Origin of the sequence: Actinoplanes sp. OR16, from assembly GCF_004001265.1 — a bacterium.
Lineage (GTDB): Bacteria > Actinomycetota > Actinomycetes > Mycobacteriales > Micromonosporaceae > Actinoplanes.
Genome location: NZ_AP019371.1, coordinates 2943687 through 2963686, shown reverse-complemented (window position 1 = coordinate 2963686; position 20000 = coordinate 2943687). Strand labels below are relative to the sequence as shown.

21 protein-coding genes and 1 pseudogene are annotated in these 20000 nt (G+C 71.2%); 5 read left to right on the top strand and 17 right to left on the bottom strand.

Annotated elements, in window-relative coordinates:
* Positions 1-19: 19 nt before the first annotated feature.
* From EP757_RS13795 to EP757_RS13750, 10 genes and pseudogenes are all read right to left on the bottom strand, one after another.
* Positions 20-274, bottom strand: coding sequence for a hypothetical protein (locus EP757_RS13795; RefSeq protein WP_127545922.1), 255 nt, complete (start codon positions 272-274; stop codon positions 20-22).
* A gap of 8 nt (positions 275-282) precedes the next feature.
* Complete coding sequence (tsaD, locus tag EP757_RS13790) at positions 283-1335, bottom strand: tRNA (adenosine(37)-N6)-threonylcarbamoyltransferase complex transferase subunit TsaD (RefSeq protein WP_127545918.1); 1053 nt, start codon at positions 1333-1335, stop codon at positions 283-285.
* Entirely contained in the window at positions 1328-1765 is a 438-nt protein-coding gene (gene rimI / locus EP757_RS13785) for a ribosomal protein S18-alanine N-acetyltransferase (protein ID WP_127545915.1), read from the bottom strand. The genes tsaD and rimI overlap by 8 nt, the downstream gene beginning before the upstream one ends.
* Positions 1765-2424: a tRNA (adenosine(37)-N6)-threonylcarbamoyltransferase complex dimerization subunit type 1 TsaB gene (tsaB, locus tag EP757_RS13780; RefSeq protein ID WP_127545912.1), complete on the bottom strand. Its 660-nt coding sequence runs from the start codon at positions 2422-2424 to the stop codon at positions 1765-1767. Before tsaB ends, rimI begins: the two co-directional genes overlap by 1 nt.
* Positions 2425-2442: 18 nt before the next feature.
* Positions 2443-3126, bottom strand: coding sequence for a uracil-DNA glycosylase (gene ung / locus EP757_RS13775; RefSeq protein WP_174262390.1), 684 nt, complete (start codon positions 3124-3126; stop codon positions 2443-2445).
* Positions 3123-3572: a tRNA (adenosine(37)-N6)-threonylcarbamoyltransferase complex ATPase subunit type 1 TsaE gene (gene tsaE / locus EP757_RS13770; protein ID WP_127554231.1), complete on the bottom strand. Its 450-nt coding sequence runs from the start codon at positions 3570-3572 to the stop codon at positions 3123-3125. Before tsaE ends, ung begins: the two co-directional genes overlap by 4 nt.
* 2 nt (positions 3573-3574) lie before the next feature.
* Positions 3575-4636: an alpha/beta fold hydrolase gene (locus EP757_RS13765; protein WP_127545909.1), complete on the bottom strand. Its 1062-nt coding sequence runs from the start codon at positions 4634-4636 to the stop codon at positions 3575-3577.
* 98 nt (positions 4637-4734) lie between these two features.
* Positions 4735-5844, bottom strand: a pseudogene (gene alr, locus EP757_RS13760) (alanine racemase); the annotation flags it as partial.
* Between the two features lie 36 nt (positions 5845-5880).
* Complete coding sequence (locus tag EP757_RS13755) at positions 5881-7332, bottom strand: NAD(P)H-hydrate dehydratase (protein WP_127545905.1); 1452 nt, start codon at positions 7330-7332, stop codon at positions 5881-5883.
* Between the two features lie 19 nt (positions 7333-7351).
* Positions 7352-7729, bottom strand: a complete 378-nt coding sequence (locus EP757_RS13750; protein WP_127545902.1) for a holo-ACP synthase — start codon at positions 7727-7729, stop codon at positions 7352-7354.
* Positions 7730-7933: 204 nt separating this feature from the next.
* On the opposite strand from EP757_RS13750, the gene EP757_RS13745 reads away from it, so the two are divergent.
* Both EP757_RS13745 and EP757_RS13740 read left to right on the top strand, forming a co-directional pair.
* Positions 7934-8230 carry a hypothetical protein gene (locus tag EP757_RS13745; RefSeq protein ID WP_127545899.1) on the top strand — a complete coding sequence of 99 codons (297 nt, stop codon included), beginning with the start codon at positions 7934-7936 and terminating at the stop codon, positions 8228-8230.
* The gene (locus EP757_RS13740) at positions 8227-9771 is read left to right on the top strand and encodes an alpha/beta hydrolase (RefSeq protein ID WP_174262388.1); all 1545 of its coding nucleotides are present in this window, start codon (positions 8227-8229) and stop codon (positions 9769-9771) included. Before EP757_RS13745 ends, EP757_RS13740 begins: the two co-directional genes overlap by 4 nt.
* Before the next feature lie 31 nt (positions 9772-9802).
* Here EP757_RS13740 and glmS read toward each other — a convergent pair whose 3' ends face one another.
* Positions 9803-11686: a glutamine--fructose-6-phosphate transaminase (isomerizing) gene (gene glmS / locus EP757_RS13735; protein ID WP_127545896.1), complete on the bottom strand. Its 1884-nt coding sequence runs from the start codon at positions 11684-11686 to the stop codon at positions 9803-9805.
* A gap of 157 nt (positions 11687-11843) precedes the next feature.
* Here glmS and EP757_RS13730 point away from each other — a divergent pair, with 157 nt between their 5' ends.
* Positions 11844-12641 (top strand): MmpS family transport accessory protein, encoded by a 798-nt coding sequence (locus tag EP757_RS13730; RefSeq protein ID WP_127545893.1) that lies wholly within the window; start codon positions 11844-11846, stop codon positions 12639-12641.
* Positions 12641-13810, top strand: coding sequence for a pyridoxal phosphate-dependent aminotransferase (locus EP757_RS13725; RefSeq protein ID WP_127545890.1), 1170 nt, complete (start codon positions 12641-12643; stop codon positions 13808-13810). The genes EP757_RS13730 and EP757_RS13725 overlap by 1 nt, the downstream gene beginning before the upstream one ends.
* A gap of 19 nt (positions 13811-13829) precedes the next feature.
* Here EP757_RS13725 and glmM read toward each other — a convergent pair whose 3' ends face one another.
* The 3 genes from glmM to rplM form a co-directional block, all read right to left on the bottom strand.
* Positions 13830-15182, bottom strand: coding sequence for a phosphoglucosamine mutase (gene glmM, locus EP757_RS13720; protein WP_127545886.1), 1353 nt, complete (start codon positions 15180-15182; stop codon positions 13830-13832).
* 169 nt (positions 15183-15351) lie between these two features.
* Positions 15352-15858, bottom strand: a complete 507-nt coding sequence (gene rpsI, locus EP757_RS13715) for a 30S ribosomal protein S9 (RefSeq protein WP_127545883.1) — start codon at positions 15856-15858, stop codon at positions 15352-15354.
* Positions 15859-15878: 20 nt separating this feature from the next.
* Positions 15879-16322 carry a 50S ribosomal protein L13 gene (gene rplM / locus EP757_RS13710; protein ID WP_014440773.1) on the bottom strand — a complete coding sequence of 148 codons (444 nt, stop codon included), beginning with the start codon at positions 16320-16322 and terminating at the stop codon, positions 15879-15881.
* Positions 16323-17138: 816 nt separating this feature from the next.
* Between rplM and EP757_RS13705 the strand changes: the two genes are divergently transcribed.
* Complete coding sequence (locus tag EP757_RS13705; RefSeq protein WP_232050498.1) at positions 17139-18284, top strand: uroporphyrinogen-III synthase; 1146 nt, start codon at positions 17139-17141, stop codon at positions 18282-18284.
* A gap of 203 nt (positions 18285-18487) precedes the next feature.
* Here EP757_RS13705 and EP757_RS13700 read toward each other — a convergent pair whose 3' ends face one another.
* Genes EP757_RS13700 through EP757_RS13690 form a run of 3 tightly spaced genes read right to left on the bottom strand, consistent with a single transcriptional unit; the run spans position 18488 to position 19983 of the window.
* Positions 18488-19009: a GNAT family N-acetyltransferase gene (locus tag EP757_RS13700; protein ID WP_197725515.1), complete on the bottom strand. Its 522-nt coding sequence runs from the start codon at positions 19007-19009 to the stop codon at positions 18488-18490.
* Positions 19010-19022: 13 nt separating this feature from the next.
* A complete protein-coding gene (locus EP757_RS13695) occupies positions 19023-19640 on the bottom strand; it encodes an ATP/GTP-binding protein (protein WP_127545877.1) in 618 nt (205 codons plus the stop codon).
* Positions 19621-19983, bottom strand: a complete 363-nt coding sequence (locus EP757_RS13690; protein WP_127545874.1) for a DUF742 domain-containing protein — start codon at positions 19981-19983, stop codon at positions 19621-19623. The genes EP757_RS13695 and EP757_RS13690 overlap by 20 nt, the downstream gene beginning before the upstream one ends.
* Between the last annotated feature and the right edge of the window lie 17 nt (positions 19984-20000).

The window sequence follows — 20000 nt, the reverse complement described above, 5'->3', positions numbered from 1 at the left end:
CTGCGACTACTGCGACCGCTCAGCGATCGACGGGCGTGAAATCCCAGACGTGCGGAGCGCGTGCTACCAGCTTTTCCGGCGGGGTCGGCATGCTCTCCGGAGTGTTACGCCATTTGGTGATGACGACGATGCGTTGATCGGTGGACGAATAGACGTCACTCGACACATGTTGTGGCAGCACCTCCAGCGAGGGCACCGCCGTGTCACAGACCCAGCTCAGCAGCTCATCGAAGCCGCTGCGCGAGGCCCGTACCTCCCACATCCGCGCGATCATGCCCGTTCCTACCCCGCCACACTGACCTCGGTCAAACTCATCGCCGAGTCGGCGGGCAGGTCCAGGCGACTGGGAGCGATCCCGGCCGCGACCAGGTGCGAGCCGAGGGCCGCGACCATCGCGCCGTTGTCGGTGCAGAGTCCGGGTCGTGGCACCCGCACGGCGATCCCGTGCTTCGCGGCACGCTCCTCGGCCAGCACCCGCAGCCGCGAGTTCGCCGCCACGCCACCACCGATCACGAGCGTCTTCACCCCGTTGGTCAGGCACGCGTCGATCGCCTTCGCGGTCAGCACGTCGCAGACCGCCTCCTGGAAGCTCGCCGACACGTCAGCGACCGGAACCGGCTCACCGGCCCGCTCCTTCGCCTCCACCCAGCGGGCCACTGCCGTCTTGAGACCCGAGAAGGAGAAGTCGAAACGGTGCTCCGCCTGGTCCTTCGGCGCGGTCAGGCCACGCGGGAACGCGATCTTGCGGCTGTCCCCGGCGAGAGCCGTCCGGTCGATGATCGGGCCACCCGGGAAGCCGAGGCCGAGCAGCCGGGCGACCTTGTCGAACGCCTCGCCGGCGGCATCGTCGATCGTCGCGCCGAGCGGCGTCACGCCGGCCGTCAGGTCGTCGACCAGCAGCAGCGAGGAATGCCCGCCGGAGACCAGCATCGCGATCGCCGGCTCGGGCAGCGGGCCGTGCTCCAGGGTGTCCACCGCCACGTGCGCGGCCAGGTGGTTGACGCCGTAGATCGGCTTCTCGGCGGCCAGCGCGTAGCCCTTCGCGGCCGCCACGCCGACCAGCAGCGCGCCGGCCAGGCCGGGGCCGCTGGTCACCGCGATCGCGTCGACGTCCGCGAGGGTCACGCCGGCCTCGTCGAGCGCCCGCTGCATGGTCGGCACCAGCGCTTCCAGGTGGGCGCGGCTGGCCACCTCGGGCACCACGCCACCGAACCGCGCGTGCTGATCCACACTGGACGCCAGCGCGTCGGCGAGCAGGGTGTGCCCGCGCACGATGCCGACACCGGTCTCGTCGCAGGAGGTCTCGATCCCGAGGACCAGGGGTTCGTCACGCATCGCGCATCATCACCAGGGCGTCAGTGTTGCTGGGTTGGTAGTAGCCGCGCCGGATCCCGACCGGCTCGAAGTCGTAGCTCGCGTAGAGCCGCTGCGCCGGCGCGTTGTCGACCGCCACCTCGAGCAGCGTCTTGCGCACCCCGCGGGCCGCCGCCTCGGTCAGCAGCGCCTCCAGCAACTGCCGCCCGACGCCGCGCCGCTGGGCGTCCCGCCGCACCGCGATGTTCTGCACCCAGGACTCCTCGGCGTCCACGACGGACAGACCCGCGTAGCCGAGCACCGTCTCGCCCTCGGTCGCCACCAGGTAGTAGTGCCCCTGGGCCAGCTCGTTCCAGAACATCGCCGCCGACCACTTCTCGACGCCGAAGAGATCCTCCTCGACCGGCAGCACCTGACCGATGTGCCACCAGCGGAACCGCTCGATCAGCATCAGGTCAGCACCGGCTTGCGCGTGCCCGGCTCCACGGCGTCGGGCCGCCGCAGATAGAGAGGGGTGAGGACCTCGGTCTTCTCCTGGGCACGGATCCGGTCGGCTGCCAACGCCACGAGGGCGGCGCCGGGCGGATAGAGGAGATGTTCCTCCACCGGTACGCCGAAGACGTCCCCGTACTTCAACGCGCCCTCACCGGCGGCCCGGGTCGCACCGTCCACCACGACGTCGGCGGGCTTCGCCACATCGGGTCCGCTGATCCGCTCGCCGTCCTGGTACGTCGCGAAATACACCTCGCGCCGCCGCGCGTCCGTCGCCACCAGCACCCGGCCCGGACCGGCGGCCCGGCCCAGACCGTCGAGCGAGCACACGCCGTACGTCGGGATGCCGAGCGCCTGGCCCATACTCGCCGCGGTGGCCAGACCGACCCGCAGGCCGGTGAACGGGCCCGGCCCCAGACCCGCCACGATCGCCGCCAGGTCACGCGGGCGGTAACCGGCCTCGGCCAGCACCGCGGCGATCTCGGGGGCGAGTTTCTCCCCGTGCGCGCGGGGGTCGACGGTCCGGCTCTCGGCGACGCCGAACAGACCGTCGGCGGTCACCTCGACGAGCGCCGCCGTGGAGGCGGGTGTGGCGGTGTCCAGAGCGAGAACGAGCACACCTGACCTTACCCGGCGTTACTCCGCGGCCTTCGGGTCCCAGTCGATGAGCGGGCGGCCGCCGTCGGCCAGTGCCTTGTTCGCCGCGCTGAACGGGCGGCTGCCGAGGAAGCCCACCCGGTTGAGCGGGCTCGGGTGACCGGCCTCGATCACGGCGTGGACCGGGTTGGTGACCAGCGCCGCCTTCTTCTTCGCGTAGCTGCCCCAGAGCAGGAAGACGACCCGCTCGTCACGCTCGTTCAGCGCCTTGATCGTGGCGTCGGTGAACGCCTCCCAGCCCTTGTTGCCGTGCGATCCGGCCTTGCCGGCCCGGACCGTCAGCACCGCGTTGAGCAGCAGCACACCCTGTTTCGCCCAGCCGGTCAGGTCGCCGCTCGCCGGCTTCGGGATGTTCACGTCCTCGGCGAGCTCCTTGAAGACGTTCCCCAGCGACGGAGGCTTGCGGACCCCCTCGCGGACACTGAAGCTCAGCCCGTGCGCCTGACCCGGACCGTGGTAGGGGTCCTGGCCCAGGATCAGCACCCGGGTCTGCTCCGGCAGCGTCAGACGGTAGGCGGCGAACAGGTCCTCGATCGGCGGGTAGACGGTCTCGTTCGCGTATTCGGCGGCGACGAACTCGCCCAGCCTCGCGGTCGCGTCGGCGTCCAGGAAGGGCGTCAGCTCGGCACGCCACTCGGCCGGCAGCAGTGCGGTCAGGTTCACAGGCTCTCCAGTCGGTGTGCCCAGTCGCCGCCGTGCGGGACCAGGTCGATCACTCGGGTGTCGTCGTCCAGCCGGTCGATGCGGACCTGCAGGTATTCGTCGTTGAGCTGTTCCACCAGGCCGGCGCCCCACTCGACGACGGTCACCGCGTCGTCGGCCGAGGCGTCCAGATCCAGGTCGTCGATCTCGGCACGGGGGTCGGGGCGCTCCCCCAGCCGGTAGGCGTCGGCGTGCACCAGCGGCAGCGGGCCGCGATGCACCCGGGCGATCACGAAGGTCGGCGAGGTGATCGCGCCCTGCACGCCGAGCCCGGCGCCGATGCCCTGCACCAGCGCGGTCTTGCCGGCGCCGAGCGGGCCGGTCAGCAGCAGCAGGTCACCGGCCCGAAGGAGGCCGGCCAGGCGGCGGCCGAACTCCTTCGTGTCCTCGACTGTCGCAAGCTTCATCTTCACGAGATCTTCTTCAGGAAGGGGATGAGGGCTTCGTTGACCTGGTCGGCTTTCTCCAGCATCACCACGTGCCCGCTGTTCTCGATCTTCAGCAGCTCGGCCTGTGGCAGGTGCTTGAGGATCTCCTCGGAGTGGGTGACCGGAGTGAGGTAGTCACGGTCGCCGACCACCACCAGCACCGGCACCCCGCGCAGCGCCGACAGCGCCGGGAAGCGGTTGTGGGTGTAGAGCGTGTGCAGGTATTTCGTCAGCGTCTCCACCGACGTCTTCGAATTCATGCTCTCCACGAAGGTGACCAGGGTGGCGCTCGGCTTCGCCTCGCCGAAGCCGTAACGCCGGGTCAGCAGCCAGGCCAGGTCGGAGGAGGCGACCCGGGCGCGGTCGATGGTGCCGCCGCCGAGTTTCGCCGCCCGGTCCCAGAGCGGGAAGAACGGCGCGCTGGCCCGGGCCACCAGATTGGTCACGCCGAGCTGGGTCTTGTCGAAGAGGCCGGCCGAGGTGGAGATCAGGACGACGCCGGTGACCCGATTGCCGAACCAGTCCGGGAACTGCTCGGCGAACGCCATGATCGTCATGCCGCCCATCGAGTGGCCGACCAGGATGATGTGACCGTCCGGGACGGTCTCCTCCAGCACCGCGGCGAGCGAGCGGCCCAGCGCGGCGATGTCGTAGGTGCCCGACTGCAGCTTGCCGGACCGGCCGTGACCGGGCTGGTCGTAGAAGACCAGCCGCTGCTCGCCACGCTCGGCCAGCTCCTTGCGCTGGAAGTAGAACGTGCCCATGTCGAGCGCGAACCCGTGCACGAACACGATGGTCGGCTTGTCGGTGGGCTCGTCCGGCTCGACGATCTCGACGTGCAGGTCGGTGCCGTCGGCGGCGGTGACGGTGAGCTCCCGGTCGAACGGCTGGTCACCGAAGGGCTCGTCGATGTGAGGGTCGCCGGGCGCTTTCACCGAGCGCCGCACCAGCGCCCGCTCCACAGCGAACGCGGTGGCCAGACCGGCCGCCGCCACACCGACAGCGGCCCCGAATATGCCGGCGGTCTTCGCAGCCCGCTTCACGCCCGAACCTCCCCGTCACGCTCGCCCCGCCCGCCGCTCCCGGCCCTGCCGCCGCTCCCTGCCTGGCCGCCGCTCCCGAGCTGGCCGTCGGGGCTGGTCTCGCCGTCGTAGAAACGGGGCACGCGGCTGCTGCCGAACCTGGTCACGATCTCGTAGTTGATCGTGCCGGTGGCGGCGGCCCAGTCGTCGGCGGTGGGCTCGCCGGAATCGCCGGGGCCGAAGAGGATGGCCACGTCACCAGCGGTCACCGGCTCGTCGCCGACGTCGACGACCACCTGGTCCATGCAGACGCGGCCGGCGATCGGGGCGGTCGTGCCGCCGATCCGGATCGGTCCCGTGTTCGACGCGTGGCGCGGCACACCGTCGCCGTAGCCCAGCGGCACCACGGCAAGGGTGGTCTCCGCCGAGGTCGTGTAGGTCAGGCCATAGGAGACGCCCTGCCCGGCGGGCACCCGCTTGGCGAGCGTGACCCGTGCCCGGGCGGTCATGGCCGGGCGCAGCCCGAACGTCTCGCCGGCGATCGGCGACAGACCGTAGGCCGCGATGCCGACCCGGACCAGATCGAAGTGCGCGTCGGGGCGGCTCAGGGTGGCCGCCGAGTTGGCGATGTGCCGGTAGCGCGGGCTGATCCCGAACCGGCCGGCCAGCTCCAGGCCCTCGTGGAAGGCCGCCAGCTGCCGATCCACCGACTCGTGACCCGGAACGTCGGCGCAGGCGAAGTGGCTCCACACCCCGACGATCTCCAGGTCGCCGCCGGCCTCCGCCTTCGCCCCGGCCTCGAACAGCGCCGGCCAGTCGGCCTGCGGCGAGCCACCGCGGGCCAGACCGGTGTCGAGCTTGAGGTGCACCCGGGCGACCCGGCCGGCCTGCCGCGCGGCGGCGACCAGCTCATCGATCAGCTCGGGTGTGGCCGCGCTCAGGTCGACGCCTGCCTCGACGCCGGTCGCCAGCGGCAGGCCCGGGCTCAGCAGCCAGGCCAGGACCGGCGCCTCGATGCCGGACCGGCGCAGCGTGAGCGCCTCGTCGAGGGTCGCGACACCGAGCCAGGTCGCCCCACCGGCGAGCGCCGCCCGCCCGGCCTGGACCATGCCGTGCCCATAACCATCCGCCTTGACGGCGACCAGCACCTCGGCCGGGGTGCGGGCGCGCAGCGCCGCGACGTTGTCCCGGATAGCGTCCAGATCGACGCGGACTTCGGCCTGCCACATACCTCTAACCCTACTGACGGCCTATGACAGTTCCGGTCACCCCAGCAGGTCGAGCAGCACCGGGCGGAGCGAGGCGGCGATGTCCGGCGCGGTCACCGGTCCGTCCAGTGCCGCGTGCCGGCCGGCCAGCCCGTGCACGTACGCGGCGGCCACCGCGGCCTTGACCGCCGGCAGGCCGGCCGCCAGCAGCGATCCGAGCAGCCCGGCCAGCACGTCGCCGCTGCCGGCCGTGGCGAGCGACGGGTCGCCGGTCGGGTTCGCCCAGATCTCGCCGGCCGGGGTTGCCACGATCGTCCGGTCGCCCTTGAGTAGCACGACCGCGTTGGTCCAGGCGGCCAGACGAGCGGCGGCGCCCGCGCGGTCGGCACCCGGCGCCTCACCGGCCAGCCTCTTGAACTCGCCGTCGTGCGGGGTCAGCACGACCGGGGCGTCCCGGCGCAGGTCCTCCGAGAACTCACCGCCGACCAGCAAGGTGATCGCGTCGGCGTCGAGCAGCACCGGCAGCGAGGTCGCGAGGACGCTGCGCAGCTCGGTCCGGGCCACGTCGCCGGTTCCCAGCCCGGAGCCACAGACCCAGGCCTGTACGCGACCGGCCTGCGCGACCCGGGGCGACACCACGACGGACGGGTGCGCGCGGACCACGTCGGGGTGTGCGCTGCCGGCGTACCGCACCATGCCGGTCGGCCCGGCCAGCGCGCCGGCGCTGCCGAGCAGGGCGGCGCCCGGGTACGCGGCCGATCCGGTCGCCAGGCCGACCACGCCGCGGGTGTACTTGTCCGAGGCCGGACCCGGCACCGGCCACCACGCGGCGATGTCGGACGCCTCGGCGACCCGGACCGCCGGGCCGATGACCAGCGACGGTCCGAGGCCGATGTCGACGAGCTCGATCGCGCCGCACTTGACAGCGGCCGGGCCGATCAGGTGGGCCGGCTTGAAGCAGCCGAACGTCACCGTCACATCGGCGTCGACCGCCTCGCCCGCGACATCGCCGGTGTCCACGGTGACGCCGGACGGTACGTCGACGGCCACGATCACGGGGCGGTCACCCGTACGACCTCGCAGTGATCCGAGCCTGCGCACGACGGAGGCCGCAGGCGGACGCAGGCCGCCGCTGCCGCCGATACCGACGATGCCGTCGAGCACGAGATCGGCGCGGGACGGCAGCTCGGACGTGGTGAATCCGCCGGCTGCCCGCAGCGCCGCGAGACCGGCCAGATGAACCCGTTCCGGGGTGAGCAGCAGCGCCCGGACCTGAGCACCGCGGCGAGCCAGCGCGGCGCCGGCGTAGAGCGCGTCACCGCCGTTGTCACCGCTGCCGATGAGGAGCACGACGCGAGCGCCGTAGACACCACCGGTCTCCTGGAGGATCAGCGCGCAACGGCGGGCCAGACCGGCCGCGGCACGTTGCATCAGCGTGCCCTCGGGAAGAGTCGCCATCAGCGACTTCTCGGCCGCCCGAACGTCAGCTACCCGCCATGCCTGCCGCACGCTTCTCCCCTTGTTGCTCTTATTTGTCGCCGTTCTCGGCGACCACCATCGCCGAGGCGATCCCGCCGTCATGGGACAGCGAGAGGTGCCATCGATGGATGCCACGCTCGGCGGCCGCGGCGGCGACCGTACCGGAGACGGTCAACCACGGCCGCCCGTCCGGATCTGTGACGATCTCGCAGTCGTGCCAGCGCAGCCCGGCCGGCGCGCCGAGGGCCTTCGCCACCGCCTCCTTCGCCGCGAACCGGGCGGCGAGCGACTCGGCCGACCGCGGGTTACCGGATCCGGTCAGCCGCTCCGGCTCGGTGAACAGGCGATCGGAGAGCAGCGGTGTCCGCTCCAGCGCACGGGCGAAGCGGTCCACCAGGACGACGTCGATGCCGACAGACACGATCACACCGGTCACCCTAGCCGTGTCGCGAGCGGGGGCGGGTTCTAGCCGGGCCGACGGTGGGACGACAAGGCCTGTGGACGGACCCCGGCGCCGTCGTCCACAGGGCGGCCCGGCCGGGGCGGGAACGCGGCTACCTTCGGGGCGGTCCTGAACCGCCACGCCCTGATCCGCCAATCCCTGATCCGCCACTCCCTGGGAGGCAGTCCGATGAATCCTGATGTTCCGTCCGTCCGGGCCGACACCGACGATCTCCATCGGCAGGCCGCCGCCACCGACGCCACCGCTGATCGGGTGCTGGACGCGGCCCGTTCCGCGCCCGAACCGGATCAGGTTCCGCGCTGGGCCGCCACCACCGCGGCACTCCTGGCCGCGGAGTCGGCCCGGCAGCAGCTCACCCAGGTCGGCCGGGACGTCGCCGAGACCGCGCTGCGGATCCGGGTGTCAGCGGCCGCCTATCAGGAGGCGGACGCGCGTGCCGCCGCCCGGTTCCGGCTCTACTCGTGAACGCCGCCGTCTACGCCCGCCTCCGGATGACCGATCCCGGGCGGTGGCGGGCGGCAGCCCTGGCCTGGCGACGCTGGGCCGCGACGGCGGGCGCGCTCGGCGCCGAGTTCGGTCCGCTCGCCGATCGGCTCCGCGCCGGCTGGTCGGGTCCGGCCGGCACGGCAGCCGCGGCGGTCATCGCCGGGTTCCGCCGCCGGATCGCTCTGTTCCGGCTGCTCTGCTGGCGTGCCGATCAGGTGCTCAGCGAGTTCGCGGCGGCGCTCGACCGGGCGCTTCGGCTGCTCGGCCGGGCGCGAGGCCGTGCCGAGGGCGCCGGCTTGGTGATCGATGATTCGGGTACGGTCCGCGGCCACTCTGAAGAACTCCCGTCGGTCGTGGCCGATCTGTCGGCGGCCCTGGAGATCGCGTCCCGTGCCGACGCCGAGGCGGCGAGTCGTCTCGGCGTCCTGACCGGCTCCTTCCTCAGCGACATCTCCGATCTGCCGGGCGGGAACCGGCCTGCCTGCGGTGACGGGCCCAGCGCGGTCCGGCAGTGGTGGGACGGGCTCGGTCACGCCGAACGCAACCTTCTGCTCGCCACCGAACCGGGGTGGCTCGCGCACACCGGCGGCATTCCGGTCGCCGACCGCGACCTGGCGAACCGGCTGCTCCTCGACGACCAGCGATCCGACCTCGACCGGCGGATCGCTCAAGGGGACGGTGCGGCGCGACGGCTGCGGAACGGACTGGACGCCGTGAGTGCGCGGATCGAGGATGACACGGGGCTTCGGCCGTACCTGATGAGTCTTGATGTCTCCGGAGACGGCCGGATCGCCATCGCCCTCGGCGACCCGGACCGCTCCCGGCACGTGCTCACCCATGTCCCCGGCATGACGAGCGACCTGGAGTCGTTCGGCGGGGAGCTGACCAGGGCCGGGCGGGTGGCGGACCGGGCGGCCGAGCTGAATCCGGCCGAGGCGGCGAGCGCGGTGCTGTGGCTCGGCTACGACGCGCCGGACTTCGTGCACGAGGCCTGGTCGGACCGGCAGGCGAGGGAGGGCGGCGAGGGGCTGCGGCGATTCCAGGAGGAGTTGCGGGCCACCCACGACCAGACGCCGGCGCATCTGACCGTTCTCGGTCACAGCTACGGCTCGGTGGTGGTCGGGGCCGCGGCGGCCCGCCCGCTGGACGCCGACGACGTCGTCTTCGTCGGCTCACCGGGCGTGGGGGTCGGGTCGGCCGCCGAGCTGACCGTTCCGGCCGACCGGGTCTGGTCGACGACGTCGAAGAGCGACGTGATCCAGTACGCCGCCGTCGGACCGCGGAGCCTGCTCCATGATCTGCCGGTGGCCGGGATCCCGGTGGCCGGGCCGGTGCTCGCCTTCGGGCGGCCGGAACGGGATCTGTGGTTCGGGCCCAATCCGAGCGATCCGGCGTTCGGCGGCCGGGTCTTCACGAGTCAGCCGGACGCCGGCCACCTCGGGTACTGGGACCCCGGCCGGCCCGCACTGGACGAGCTGGCCAGGATCATGACGGGCCGGAGCCCGATCACCCGGCCGTGACGGATCACGGCCGGGACCGGTCAGGGCGGGGTCACTCGACCGTGACGGACTTCGCCAGGTTGCGCGGCTGGTCGACGTCGTGGCCACGGGCCGCGGCGATCTCGCAGGCGAGGATCTGCAGCGGGACCGTGGTCATCAGCGGGGCGAGCAGCGTCGGCGTCTGCGGCACCTCGATCAGGTGGTCGGCGTAGGCGCGGACGCCCTCGTCGCCCTGCTCGGCGATCACGATGGTGCGGGCGCCGCGGGCACGCACCTCCTGGATGTTGGAGACGACCTTGTCGCGCATGACGCCGCGGCCGGCCGGGGAGGGGACCACGCAGACGACCGGGGTGCCCTCGTCGATCAGCGAGATCGGGCCGTGCTTCAGCTCGCCGGCCGCGAAGCCCTCGGCGTGCATGTACGCCAGCTCCTTCAGCTTGAGCGCGCCCTCCAGCGCCACCGGGAAGCCCACATGCCGGCCGATGAACAGGATCGTCGACGCGGTCCGCAGGTCACGGGCCAGCTCGCGGACGTCCTCCATCCCGTCCAGCAGGGTGCGCAGGCTGTCCGGGGTGGCCTGGAGCTTCTCGACGACGGCGGCGACCTCGTCGGCGTACATCACGCCGCGGACCTGGGCCAGGTGCAGGCCGATCAGGTAGCAGGCGACCAGCTGGGTGAGGAACGCCTTCGTCGACGCGACAGCGATCTCCGGGCCGCCGTGGGTGTAGAGCACGGCGTCCGACTCGCGCGGGATGGTGGAGCCGTTCGTGTTGCAGATCGCCAGGACGCGGGCCTTCTGCTCCTTGGCGTGCCGGAGCGCCATCAGCGTGTCCATCGTCTCGCCGGACTGGCTGATCACGATCACCAGGGTGGAGCGGTCCAGGATCGGGTCGCGGTATCGGAACTCGCTCGCCAGCTCCACCTCGCAGGGGATCCGAACCCAGTGCTCGATGGCGTACTTGGCGACCATGCCGGCGTGGTACGACGTGCCGCAGGCCACGATGAAGACCTTGTCGACGTCGCGCAGGTCCTGGTCGGTGAGGCGGACCTCGTCCAGGATGATCTCGCCACGGTCGCTCAGGCGGCCGAGCAGCGTGTCCGCGATCGCCTGCGGCTGCTCGGCGATCTCCTTGAGCATGAAGTACTCGTAGCCGCCCTTCTCGGCGGCGGACAGGTCCCAGTCGACGTGGTACTCCTGGCCGGTGGCCGCGGCGCCGTCGAAGTCGGTGATCTCGATGCCGTCCGGGGTGATCAGCACGACCTGGTCCTGGCCCAGCTCGATCGCCTCGCGGGTGTGCTCGATGAACGCGGAGACGTCGCTGGCCAGGAAGTTCTCCCCGTTGCCGCGGCCGACCACGAGCGGCGAGTTGCGCCGGGCGGCCACGACCGCGTCGGGCACCTCGACGTCGACGGCGAGCAGCGTGAACGCGCCCTCCAGCCGCCGGACCGTGCGGCGCATGCCCTCGGCCAGCAGGGCCGGGCCCTCGAAGCCACCGGCCGCGCGCAGGCCACGGATCTCCGCGGCGAGCAGGTGGGCGGCGCACTCGGTGTCGGTGTCGCTGCGGAACTCGATGCCGTCCGCCTCGAGCTCGGCGCGGAGGCGGGCGAAGTTCTCGATGATGCCGTTGTGGATGACGGCGACCCGGCCGTCGGCGGAGAGGTGCGGGTGGGCGTTGCGGTCGGTCGGACCGCCGTGGGTGGCCCAGCGGGTGTGGCCGATGCCGGTGTTGCCCGCCGCGATGCCGTCGCCGGTGCGCTCGGCGAGCGCCTTCTCCAGGTTGGCCAGTTTGCCGGCCTTCTTCTCGGTCCGGACCACGTCGCCGTCGATGACGGCTACACCGGCGGAGTCATATCCCCGGTACTCCAGGCGGCGGAGTCCATCGAGAACGATGCTCAACGCCGGTCGGCTGCCTACGTAACCCACGATCCCACACATGGCGGGCAGCCTAGCCGACTTTCGCTCAAACGTCATGCTCGGGAATGCCACTTTCGAGCACGCATGGTGATCGGAACTCTGTGTGCGGGTGGGTGACACCGCCCGTGCGCGCCTGGCGTACCGTCGGCTACGGCAGCGCCTCACCGGGAGGGAACAGATGACCGATCCGAGTGATCCGAGCGAGCCGCGCCAGCCGCCCCGGCCACCGCAGTTCACCCCGGGCCAGGCCGCTCCGCCGCCACCACCCGACCCGACAGCGCCCTACGCGCCGGGTCCGGATCCGACGTCACCGTTCCCGCCGGTCGCCTACGAGCCGGTCAACTACGCGCCGCCCGGTTACGCCCCCGAGCCGGGATATGCGCCGGACTACAGCCAGGGCGGCTATCCACAGCAGCCTCCGCCGTACCCCGGAGCTCCGGCCTACGCCCCTCCACCACCCCGGCGGAGCAAGGCGCCGCTGATCGCGCTGATCGTGGCGATCTCCCTGCTGCTCTGCGGTGGCGTGGTCACCTCCGGCGTGCTGATCGTGCGCAGCGTCACCGACAAGGCGAAAGAGGTCGTCGAGCCGATCGCCAATCCGACCTTTCCGGAGCCGGAACTGCCGGGATTGCCTACCGACCTGCCGACGTTCCCGACCGATCTGCCCGGGCTGCCGGGCGCCGATCAGAACAAGGAGATCTCGGTGACCTACGAGGTCACCGGCGACGGTCCCGCCGAGGTCCTCTACACCGAACAGCTGGGCACCGCGCCGAAGATGGTGAGCGGCGTGAAGCTCCCGTGGAAGATCACCACCACGATGAAGGGCGTCGCGCTCGTCTCGGTCTCCGCGCAGCGCACCGACGGCAGCTCCGGCGACATCACCTGCCGGGCCACCGTCGACGGCAAGGAGGTCGCGAAGCAGACCGGCTCCGGGCCGTACGCGACGACGACGTGCAACCAGCTGGTGTTCGACTGATGAGCACAGGGGACCCGCTGGTCGCACGGATGCGGCCGTTCGGCACCACGATCTTCTCCGAGATGTCCGCCCTCGCGGCCCGCACCGGCGCGGTCAATCTCGGTCAGGGCTTCCCGGACACCGACGGACCGCCGGAGATGCTCGCGGCGGCCGCCGAGGCCCTCGCGAACGGCGCCAATCAATACCCGCCGCTCCCCGGCATCCCGGCGCTGCGGCAGGCGATCAGCGCGCACGAGCAGCGCTTCTGGAATCTCGCCACGGATCCGGACACCGAGGTCGCGGTGACGGCCGGCGCCACCGAGGCGATCGCGGCCACCATCCTGGCCCTCTGCGAGCCGGGCGACGAGGTGGTCTGTTTCGAGCCCTACTACGACAGCTACGCCGCCTCGATCACGCTGGCCGGAGCGGTCCGGCGGCCGGTCACCCTGCGCCCCGGACCATCAGGACGATATGAGTTCGACGAGCAGGAGCTGAGAGCGGCTTTCGGTACGCGGACCCGTCTCGTTCTCCTGAACTCCCCGCACAACCCGACCGGCAAAGTATTCACGCGTGAAGAGCTGGACCTGATCGCCGAGCTCTGCCAGGAGCACGACACCTACGCCGTCACCGACGAGGTCTACGAGCATCTCGTCTTCGGCAGCGAGCACGTGCCCCTGGCGAGCCTGCCTGGAATGCGCGAACGCACACTGCGGATCTCGTCGGCCGGCAAGACGTTCTCCTGCACCGGCTGGAAGGTCGGCTGGGCCACCGGACCGGCCGCGCTGGTCTCCGCGGTGCTGCGGGTCAAGCAGTTCCTGACGTTCGTGAACGCCGGGCCGCTGCAGCCGGCCGTCGCGGTGGCACTGGGGCTGCCGGACGCGTACTTCACCGCGTTCGCGGCGGATCTGCGCGAGCGCCGGGACCGCCTGGTCGCCGGCCTCACCGAAGCGGGCCTGGCCGTCCTGCCCTCGGAGGGCACCTACTTCGTGACCGCCGACATCCGCCCGCTGGCAGCCACCGACGGGATCGAGTTCTGCCGTGCGATGCCGGAGCGGTACGGCGTCGTCGCCGTGCCCACCCAGGTCTTCTACGACCACCAGGAGGCCGGCCGCCACCTGATCAGATTCGCCTTCTGCAAGCGCCTCGAAGTGATCGACGAGGCGGTGCGGCGGCTGAAAGGGCCCTCCTAGAAGAGCCCTTCTGCGAACGTCAGGCCGGGCTGGCGGCCCGGACCTCGTCGGCGATCCGCTCGGCCACGCTGCGCGCCTTCTCCTCGGTGGCGGCCTCGACCATCACCCGGACCAGCGGCTCGGTGCCGGACGGGCGCAGCAGCACCCGGCCGGTCTCACCCAGGTCGGCCTCGGCGAGCGCGACCGCGGCCTGCACCGTCGGCGCTGCCGCTCCGGCGTCCCGGTCACCGACCCGCACGTTGATCAGCACCTGCGGCAGCTTGTGCACCACTGCCGCCAGGTCGGCGAGCGACTTGCCGGTCGCCGCGATCTGCGCCATCAGGTGCAGGCCGGTCAGCACGCCGTCGCCGGTGGTGGCGAACGCCGGCATGACGATGTGCCCGCTCTGCTCGCCGCCGAGCGCGAGGCCGCCGTTCTGCAGCTCCTCCAGCACGTAGCGGTCGCCGACCTTGGTCTCCAGCAGCCGGATGCCGGACTGCTTCATCGCGATCCGCAGACCGAGGTTGCTCATCACCGTGGCGACCAGGGTGTCGTCGGTGAGCGTGCCGGCGTCGCGCATGGCCAGCGCCAGGATCGCCATGATCTGGTCGCCGTCGACGACCTCGCCGGTCGCGGTGACCGCGAGGCAGCGGTCGGCGTCGCCGTCGTGGGCCAGGCCCAGGTCGGCGCCCTCGCGGAGGACCGCGTCGCGGACCTTGTCGAGGTGCGTCGAGCCACACTCCTCGTTGATGTTGAGACCGTCCGGCTCGGCGTGGATCGCGATGACCTCGGCGCCCGCCTCCCGGTAGGCGATCGGGGCGACCTCGCTGGCCGCGCCGTTCGCGCAGTCCACCACGACCTTGATCCCGGCCAGCGGCTGCGAGATCGAGGCGATCAGATGCTTGATGTAGTGCTCGGCGCCGTCCAGCAGGTCGTGCACCCGCCCGATGCCGGCGCCGGTGGGCCGCCCGACCAGGCCGTGCCCGTCCGCGACGGCCTCCTCGATGCGCGCCTCGAGCTCGTCCGGCAGCTTCGTGCCGCCGGCGGCGAAGAGCTTGATGCCGTTGTCCGGCATCGGGTTGTGCGACGCCGAGAGCATCACTCCGAGATCGGCGTTCGTCTCCGCCACCAGGTACGCGACAGCGGGCGTGGGCAGGACGCCGACCCGGACGACGGTCGCGCCCGCGCTGGTCAGGCCGGCCACGACGGCCGCTTCCAGCATCTCGCCGCTGGCCCGGGGGTCACGCCCCACTATCGCCACCGGCTGGTGGCTGCCATCGGTCTCGACCAGAACCCGAGCGGCCGCCACGGCGACCGAGAGGGCAAGTTCGGGGGTGAGCAGATCGCCGTTCGCGAGACCGCGAACGCCGTCGGTGCCGAAGAGACGCCCCATGGCGGCTTCCTTTCGCCGGTGACACGTGAAGACAGCCTGCCCTAGGGCACGACGTTCTCCGATTACCGGAACGGCTGGTTGGGGAGGGTGTGGAGAAAAGCAGCGACGGCCGAGCACGCCCCTGAGAATCAGGGGTGCACTCGACCGTCGGTCAGAAGCGGCGCAAAAATCAGCGCTTCGAGTACTGCGGAGCCTTACGGGCCTTCTTGAGACCGTACTTCTTGCTCTCCTTGACCCGGGCGTCACGGGTCAGGAAGCCGGCCTTCTTCAGCGCGGGCCGGTCGTCCGGCTCGTTCGCGATGAGGGCGCGGGCGATGGCGAGACGCAGCGCACCGGCCTGGCCGGTGATGCCGCCGCCACGCAGGTTCGCGATGACGTCGAACTGCTCGGCACGCTCGGTGGTGACGAGCGGCTCACGGATGAGCTGCTGGTTCACCTTGCTCGGGAAGTAGTTCTCGAGCTCACGGCCGTTGCAGGTGATCTTGCCGGTGCCGGGCACGAGGCGCACCCGGACGATGGCCTCCTTGCGGCGGCCGACGGTCTGGAGCGGACGGTCACCGGGGCGCGGGGCGCGAACCGGGGCCGGCGCCGGCGTCTCGACGACGACGACCGTCTCAGCGGGCTCCTCGACCGTCTCGACCGTCTCGACGGTCTCGGGCTCGGTGATGTCGGTCATGCTGCTGCCTTCTCCCGCGCTCACTGCGCGATCTGCTTGATCTCGAACGGCTGCGGCTGCTGGGCGGCGTGCGGGTGCTCGGCGCCCGGGTACACCTTCAGCTTCTTGATGATCTGCCGCGCCAGCTTGTTGTGCGGGAGCATGCCCTTGACGGCCAGCTCGATCGCCTTCTCGGGGCGCTTGGTGAGCAGCTCCTCGTAGCCGACCTGCTTCAGACCACCCGGGTAACCCGAGTGACGGTAGGCGACCTTGGTCTGCCGCTTGTTGCCGGTCAGGGCGACCTTGCCGGCGTTGATGATGACCACGAAGTCGCCGGTGTCGACGTGCGGGGCGAACGTGGGCTTGTGCTTGCCACGCAGGAGGTTCGCGGTGTGAGTGGCCAGGCGGCCCAGAACGACGTCAGAAGCGTCGATAATGTGCCACTGACGCTCGATCTCACCCGGCTTCGGGCTGTACGTACGCACAGAATTACCTTGTCTCGTCGTCGGTCTGGGGGAGCGCGCTGGTCACATCGAATCTCGAGCTGTCCAAGACTCCGATGTCGTCCAAGCGACCCCGCAGAGGGACCACTCGCAACAGTCGCACAACAGCAGGCGATATTACCCGGATGTGCGGCGGGTGGTCAAAACAGGCAGTGATCAGGGCACCTATGTCAAGGCACGGGTGAACCGGCGAGCATCCTGGTTGCAGACACTCAGCCCTGGCGGAACCCCAAACGTGGAAAGCATACTCCGCGCTGCCGACACGCCGGAGGCGGGTACGCCGATCCAGTCTAGCTTGACTTAGCAGGCTTGAAACAAATGGGACGCTCTGCCGAAATTCGGCACCGGCACGCTTCCGGTCATGGCCGACGGTGGTGTTCACCCAGAGACGCGGGACGGGATTGGCCGATACCGCTTCCTCGGGCGCACCATGGAAGAACCATCGCCAGGGTTGAGGACGGACCTGGCGATGTCCGCCGGGCCGGTTCGCCGGTTCGGCGAAGAGGAGTCGCGGCGTGCCCCGGACGGAGGCACGGCGAAGAACGCAGGCGTGACATGGGAGCGGGTCGACGCTGAGGACGGCGGGCTTCGAGCGTGCCCTTCGGTGGACCGTTCGGCCACGCCGCGACTTCTCACCTCCGAGCTGGACTTTCGCTCGCCCGGGCCGGACTTTCGCTCGCCCGGACCGGGCTTTCGCTCGCCAGGGCTGGGCCTTGGCTCGCCGGAGCCGGGCCTTCGCGAGCCGGAGCCGGGCCTTCGCGAGCCGGAGCCGGGCCTTCTTCTCTACCCGGGTCGCCGATGACGGACCGGAACCCGGGCCCGCGGCGGCCGGTGCTGACCGCGGCTGCGCTGGCGGAACCGGCGGCGGCACTCTCCGGATACACGATCGGGGTGACCGCCGACGGCCGCAAGGACGAGCTCGCCGGTCTCCTCGAAGCCCGTGGCGCCCGCGTCGTGCTCGCCCCGGCCCTGCGGATCGTGCCGATCGCCGACGACGCCGAGCTGCGCGCCGCCACCCGGGCCTGCCTCGACGAGCGGCCCGACATCGTCCTGGTCAGCACCGGGATCGGCATGCGCGGCTGGATGGAGGCGGCGGAGGGCTGGGGTCTGGGTGACCCGCTTCGCACGGTGCTGTCCCGGGCGTACCTGGTGGCCCGCGGCCCGAAGGCACGCGCCGCGGTTCGCACGGCCGGGCTGCATGATCAGTGGACACCCGAGGGCGAGGGGTACGAAGAAGTCCTCGACCATCTGACCGCGCGCGGCCTGTCCGGTCTCACGGTGGCGCTGCAGCTGCACGGCGAGAGCCAGCCGGAGTACACCGAGGCACTCCAGCGCGCCGGCGCCCGGGTGATCGAGGTGCCGGTCTACCGCTGGGCGCCGCCGATCGACCCGGCGCCACTGCACCGGCTCGTCGATCTGATCATCGGGAAGCTGGTGGACGCCGTCACGTTCACCTCGGCCGCGGCGGTGCAGGCGGTGCTCCGGGCCGCTGGTACGGGCACCGACACCCTGCTCGACTCGCTCCGCGGCGACGTGCTGGCCGCCTGCGTCGGACCGGTCACCGCGGCCCCGCTGCGCCGCCAGGGCATCCCGGTGGTCACGCCGGGGCGGGCGCGGCTCAGCTCCCTCGTCCGGACGATCGTGGATGAGCTGCCGAAACGTGCGGTCAGCCTGGAAGTAGCCGGGCATTCGCTGACCCTTCGCGGTCACGCGGCGATCGTGGACGGCGAGTTGCGGCCCCTCGCGCCGGCCCCGATGGCGGTGCTTCGCGAGCTGGCCACCTCACCCGGACGGGTGCTCTCCCGGGCCGCGCTGCTGCAGGCACTCCCCCGCGGCGCCGACGAGCACGCCGTCGAGATGGCGGTGGCCCGGCTGCGAGCCGGATTGGCGGTGCCGGGAGTGGTGCAGACCGTGGTGAAGCGGGGCTACCGGATACCGGTCTGAGCGGGACTGAGAGGAAGAGGGGCGCAACCGCTCACGCAGGTCGCGCGGCGCTCGCTCGCGGTCTGGACGCGCAGCGGCCAGCGAGCATCGCCGCGCCCTCGGCGTGAGCAGCGGCCCGTACCCACCACCCCGCTGCGACATGGCTTTCCGCGACGCTCTCTCGCCCACGGCGATCCCAGTGACCGTCCGCCCGACGATCCGCTTTAAAGATCTTGGATGATTTTGCTGTAGATGACCAGGTCGAGGCGGTTGCCGTGGACGTAGCCGGCGCTGCGCGCGACGCCTTCGCGGGTGAAGCCGGACTTGATCGCCACGCGGTTGGAAGCGATGTTGCCGGGTGCGATCCGGAGCTCGACCCGCTCGAAACCGGCGTCGCCCAGCGCCCACCGGGACAGCGCGACGGTCGCCTCGGTCATCACGCCGCGGCCGCGGAACTCGGGCATCGCCCAGTAACCCATTTCGGTCACCCGGGCTACCCAGTCGGTCCGCTTCAGATCGATCACGCCGGCGAACGCGCCGTCCACCTCGATGGCGCGCACCACACCGTGGCCGATCGCGTGCAGCCCGGGCGCCAGACGATTCACGAAGGCCCGGGCGTGCTCGATCGTGTAGGGCCTCGGCAGCGGAAGCCACTGCTGGGTGACCGGATCGCAGGCGCCGGCCACCACATCAGGGGCGTCGGACTCGCGCAGCGGACGAAGGACCAGCCGATCGGTCCGCAGCACGACGTCGGGAAATCTAGCCGACCGTGGCGGGGTGGCCTTCGTGCTCGGCCACAAGGGTCGCCATCGCATGCTCGACCACCCCGATCAGAACGGCCTTGACGGACTCTCGATGCCGCGCGTCACACATGAGCAGCGGCACCCGCTTCGGAATGGCCAGCGCTTCACGGACCTCCTCCGGCTCGTACCGAGGCGCGTTGTCGAAGCAGTTCACCGCGACCAGGTACGGCAGGTGCCGATTCTCGAAGTAGTCGAGCGGCGCGAACGCGTCGGTGAGCCGGCGAGTATCCACGAGCACCGCCGCACCGACCGCTCCACGGATCAACTCGTCCCACATGAACCAGAAACGGGTCTGGCCCGGAGTTCCGAACAGGTAGAGGATCAGATCCTCCGCCATCGTGATCCGGCCGAAGTCCATCGCCACCGTGGTCGAGCCCTTGCCGGGCACCTTCGACGCGTCGTCGATGCCCTCGCCGGCCGTGGTCATCACGGCCTCCGTGGTCAGCGGCTCGATCTCGGAGACGGCACCGACCAGCGTCGTCTTGCCCACACCGAATCCACCGGCGACCACGATCTTCGCGGAGGTGATCTCCGTGGGACGAGCTCCGGCCCCCTCAGAGCTTGCGTAGTCCACCCAACACCCTTCCCAGAAGATCCATCCGCTCCGCGAAACCCGTTCGCGGAGCGGCACTGTGCAGCGTAAGAAGCCCGTCGGCGACCATGTCGGCCACGAGCACCCGGGTCACCCCCAGCGGTAACCGGGTCAGCGCCGCGAGTTCCGCGAGCGACTGTGCTTTCGGCTCGCACAGCACGGCGAGTCGGTACTTGTCATGTCCGGCGAACCGCGCTTCCTGAACGGCCGCCACGCTTGCCACCAGGACCGCTTCGATCGGGATGTCCCGGATCGGCTCGGTTCGGCCGCGGGTGACCGCGTACGGCCGCACCAGGTTGCCCCGGGGATCGTGCGGCTCTGTCATGTCGCGGTCACCTCGTC

Excerpts from the sequence above, each read along its gene's own strand:
- EP757_RS13795 (WP_127545922.1), bottom strand. The coding sequence starts at position 274 with ATGATCGCGCGGATGTGGGAGGTACGGGCCTCGCGCAGCGGCTTCGAT.
- tsaD (WP_127545918.1), bottom strand. The coding sequence starts at position 1,335 with ATGCGTGACGAACCCCTGGTCCTCGGGATCGAGACCTCCTGCGACGAG.
- rimI (WP_127545915.1), bottom strand. The coding sequence starts at position 1,765 with ATGCTGATCGAGCGGTTCCGCTGGTGGCACATCGGTCAGGTGCTGCCG.
- tsaE (WP_127554231.1), bottom strand. The coding sequence starts at position 3,572 with ATGAAGCTTGCGACAGTCGAGGACACGAAGGAGTTCGGCCGCCGCCTG.
- EP757_RS13745 (WP_127545899.1), top strand. The coding sequence starts at position 7,934 with ATGAATCCTGATGTTCCGTCCGTCCGGGCCGACACCGACGATCTCCAT.
- glmS (WP_127545896.1), bottom strand. The coding sequence starts at position 11,686 with ATGTGTGGGATCGTGGGTTACGTAGGCAGCCGACCGGCGTTGAGCATC.
- EP757_RS13730 (WP_127545893.1), top strand. The coding sequence starts at position 11,844 with ATGACCGATCCGAGTGATCCGAGCGAGCCGCGCCAGCCGCCCCGGCCA.
- EP757_RS13725 (WP_127545890.1), top strand. The coding sequence starts at position 12,641 with ATGAGCACAGGGGACCCGCTGGTCGCACGGATGCGGCCGTTCGGCACC.
- glmM (WP_127545886.1), bottom strand. The coding sequence starts at position 15,182 with ATGGGGCGTCTCTTCGGCACCGACGGCGTTCGCGGTCTCGCGAACGGC.
- rpsI (WP_127545883.1), bottom strand. The coding sequence starts at position 15,858 with ATGACCGACATCACCGAGCCCGAGACCGTCGAGACGGTCGAGACGGTC.
- EP757_RS13705 (WP_232050498.1), top strand. The coding sequence starts at position 17,139 with ATGACGGACCGGAACCCGGGCCCGCGGCGGCCGGTGCTGACCGCGGCT.
- EP757_RS13690 (WP_127545874.1), bottom strand. The coding sequence starts at position 19,983 with ATGACAGAGCCGCACGATCCCCGGGGCAACCTGGTGCGGCCGTACGCG.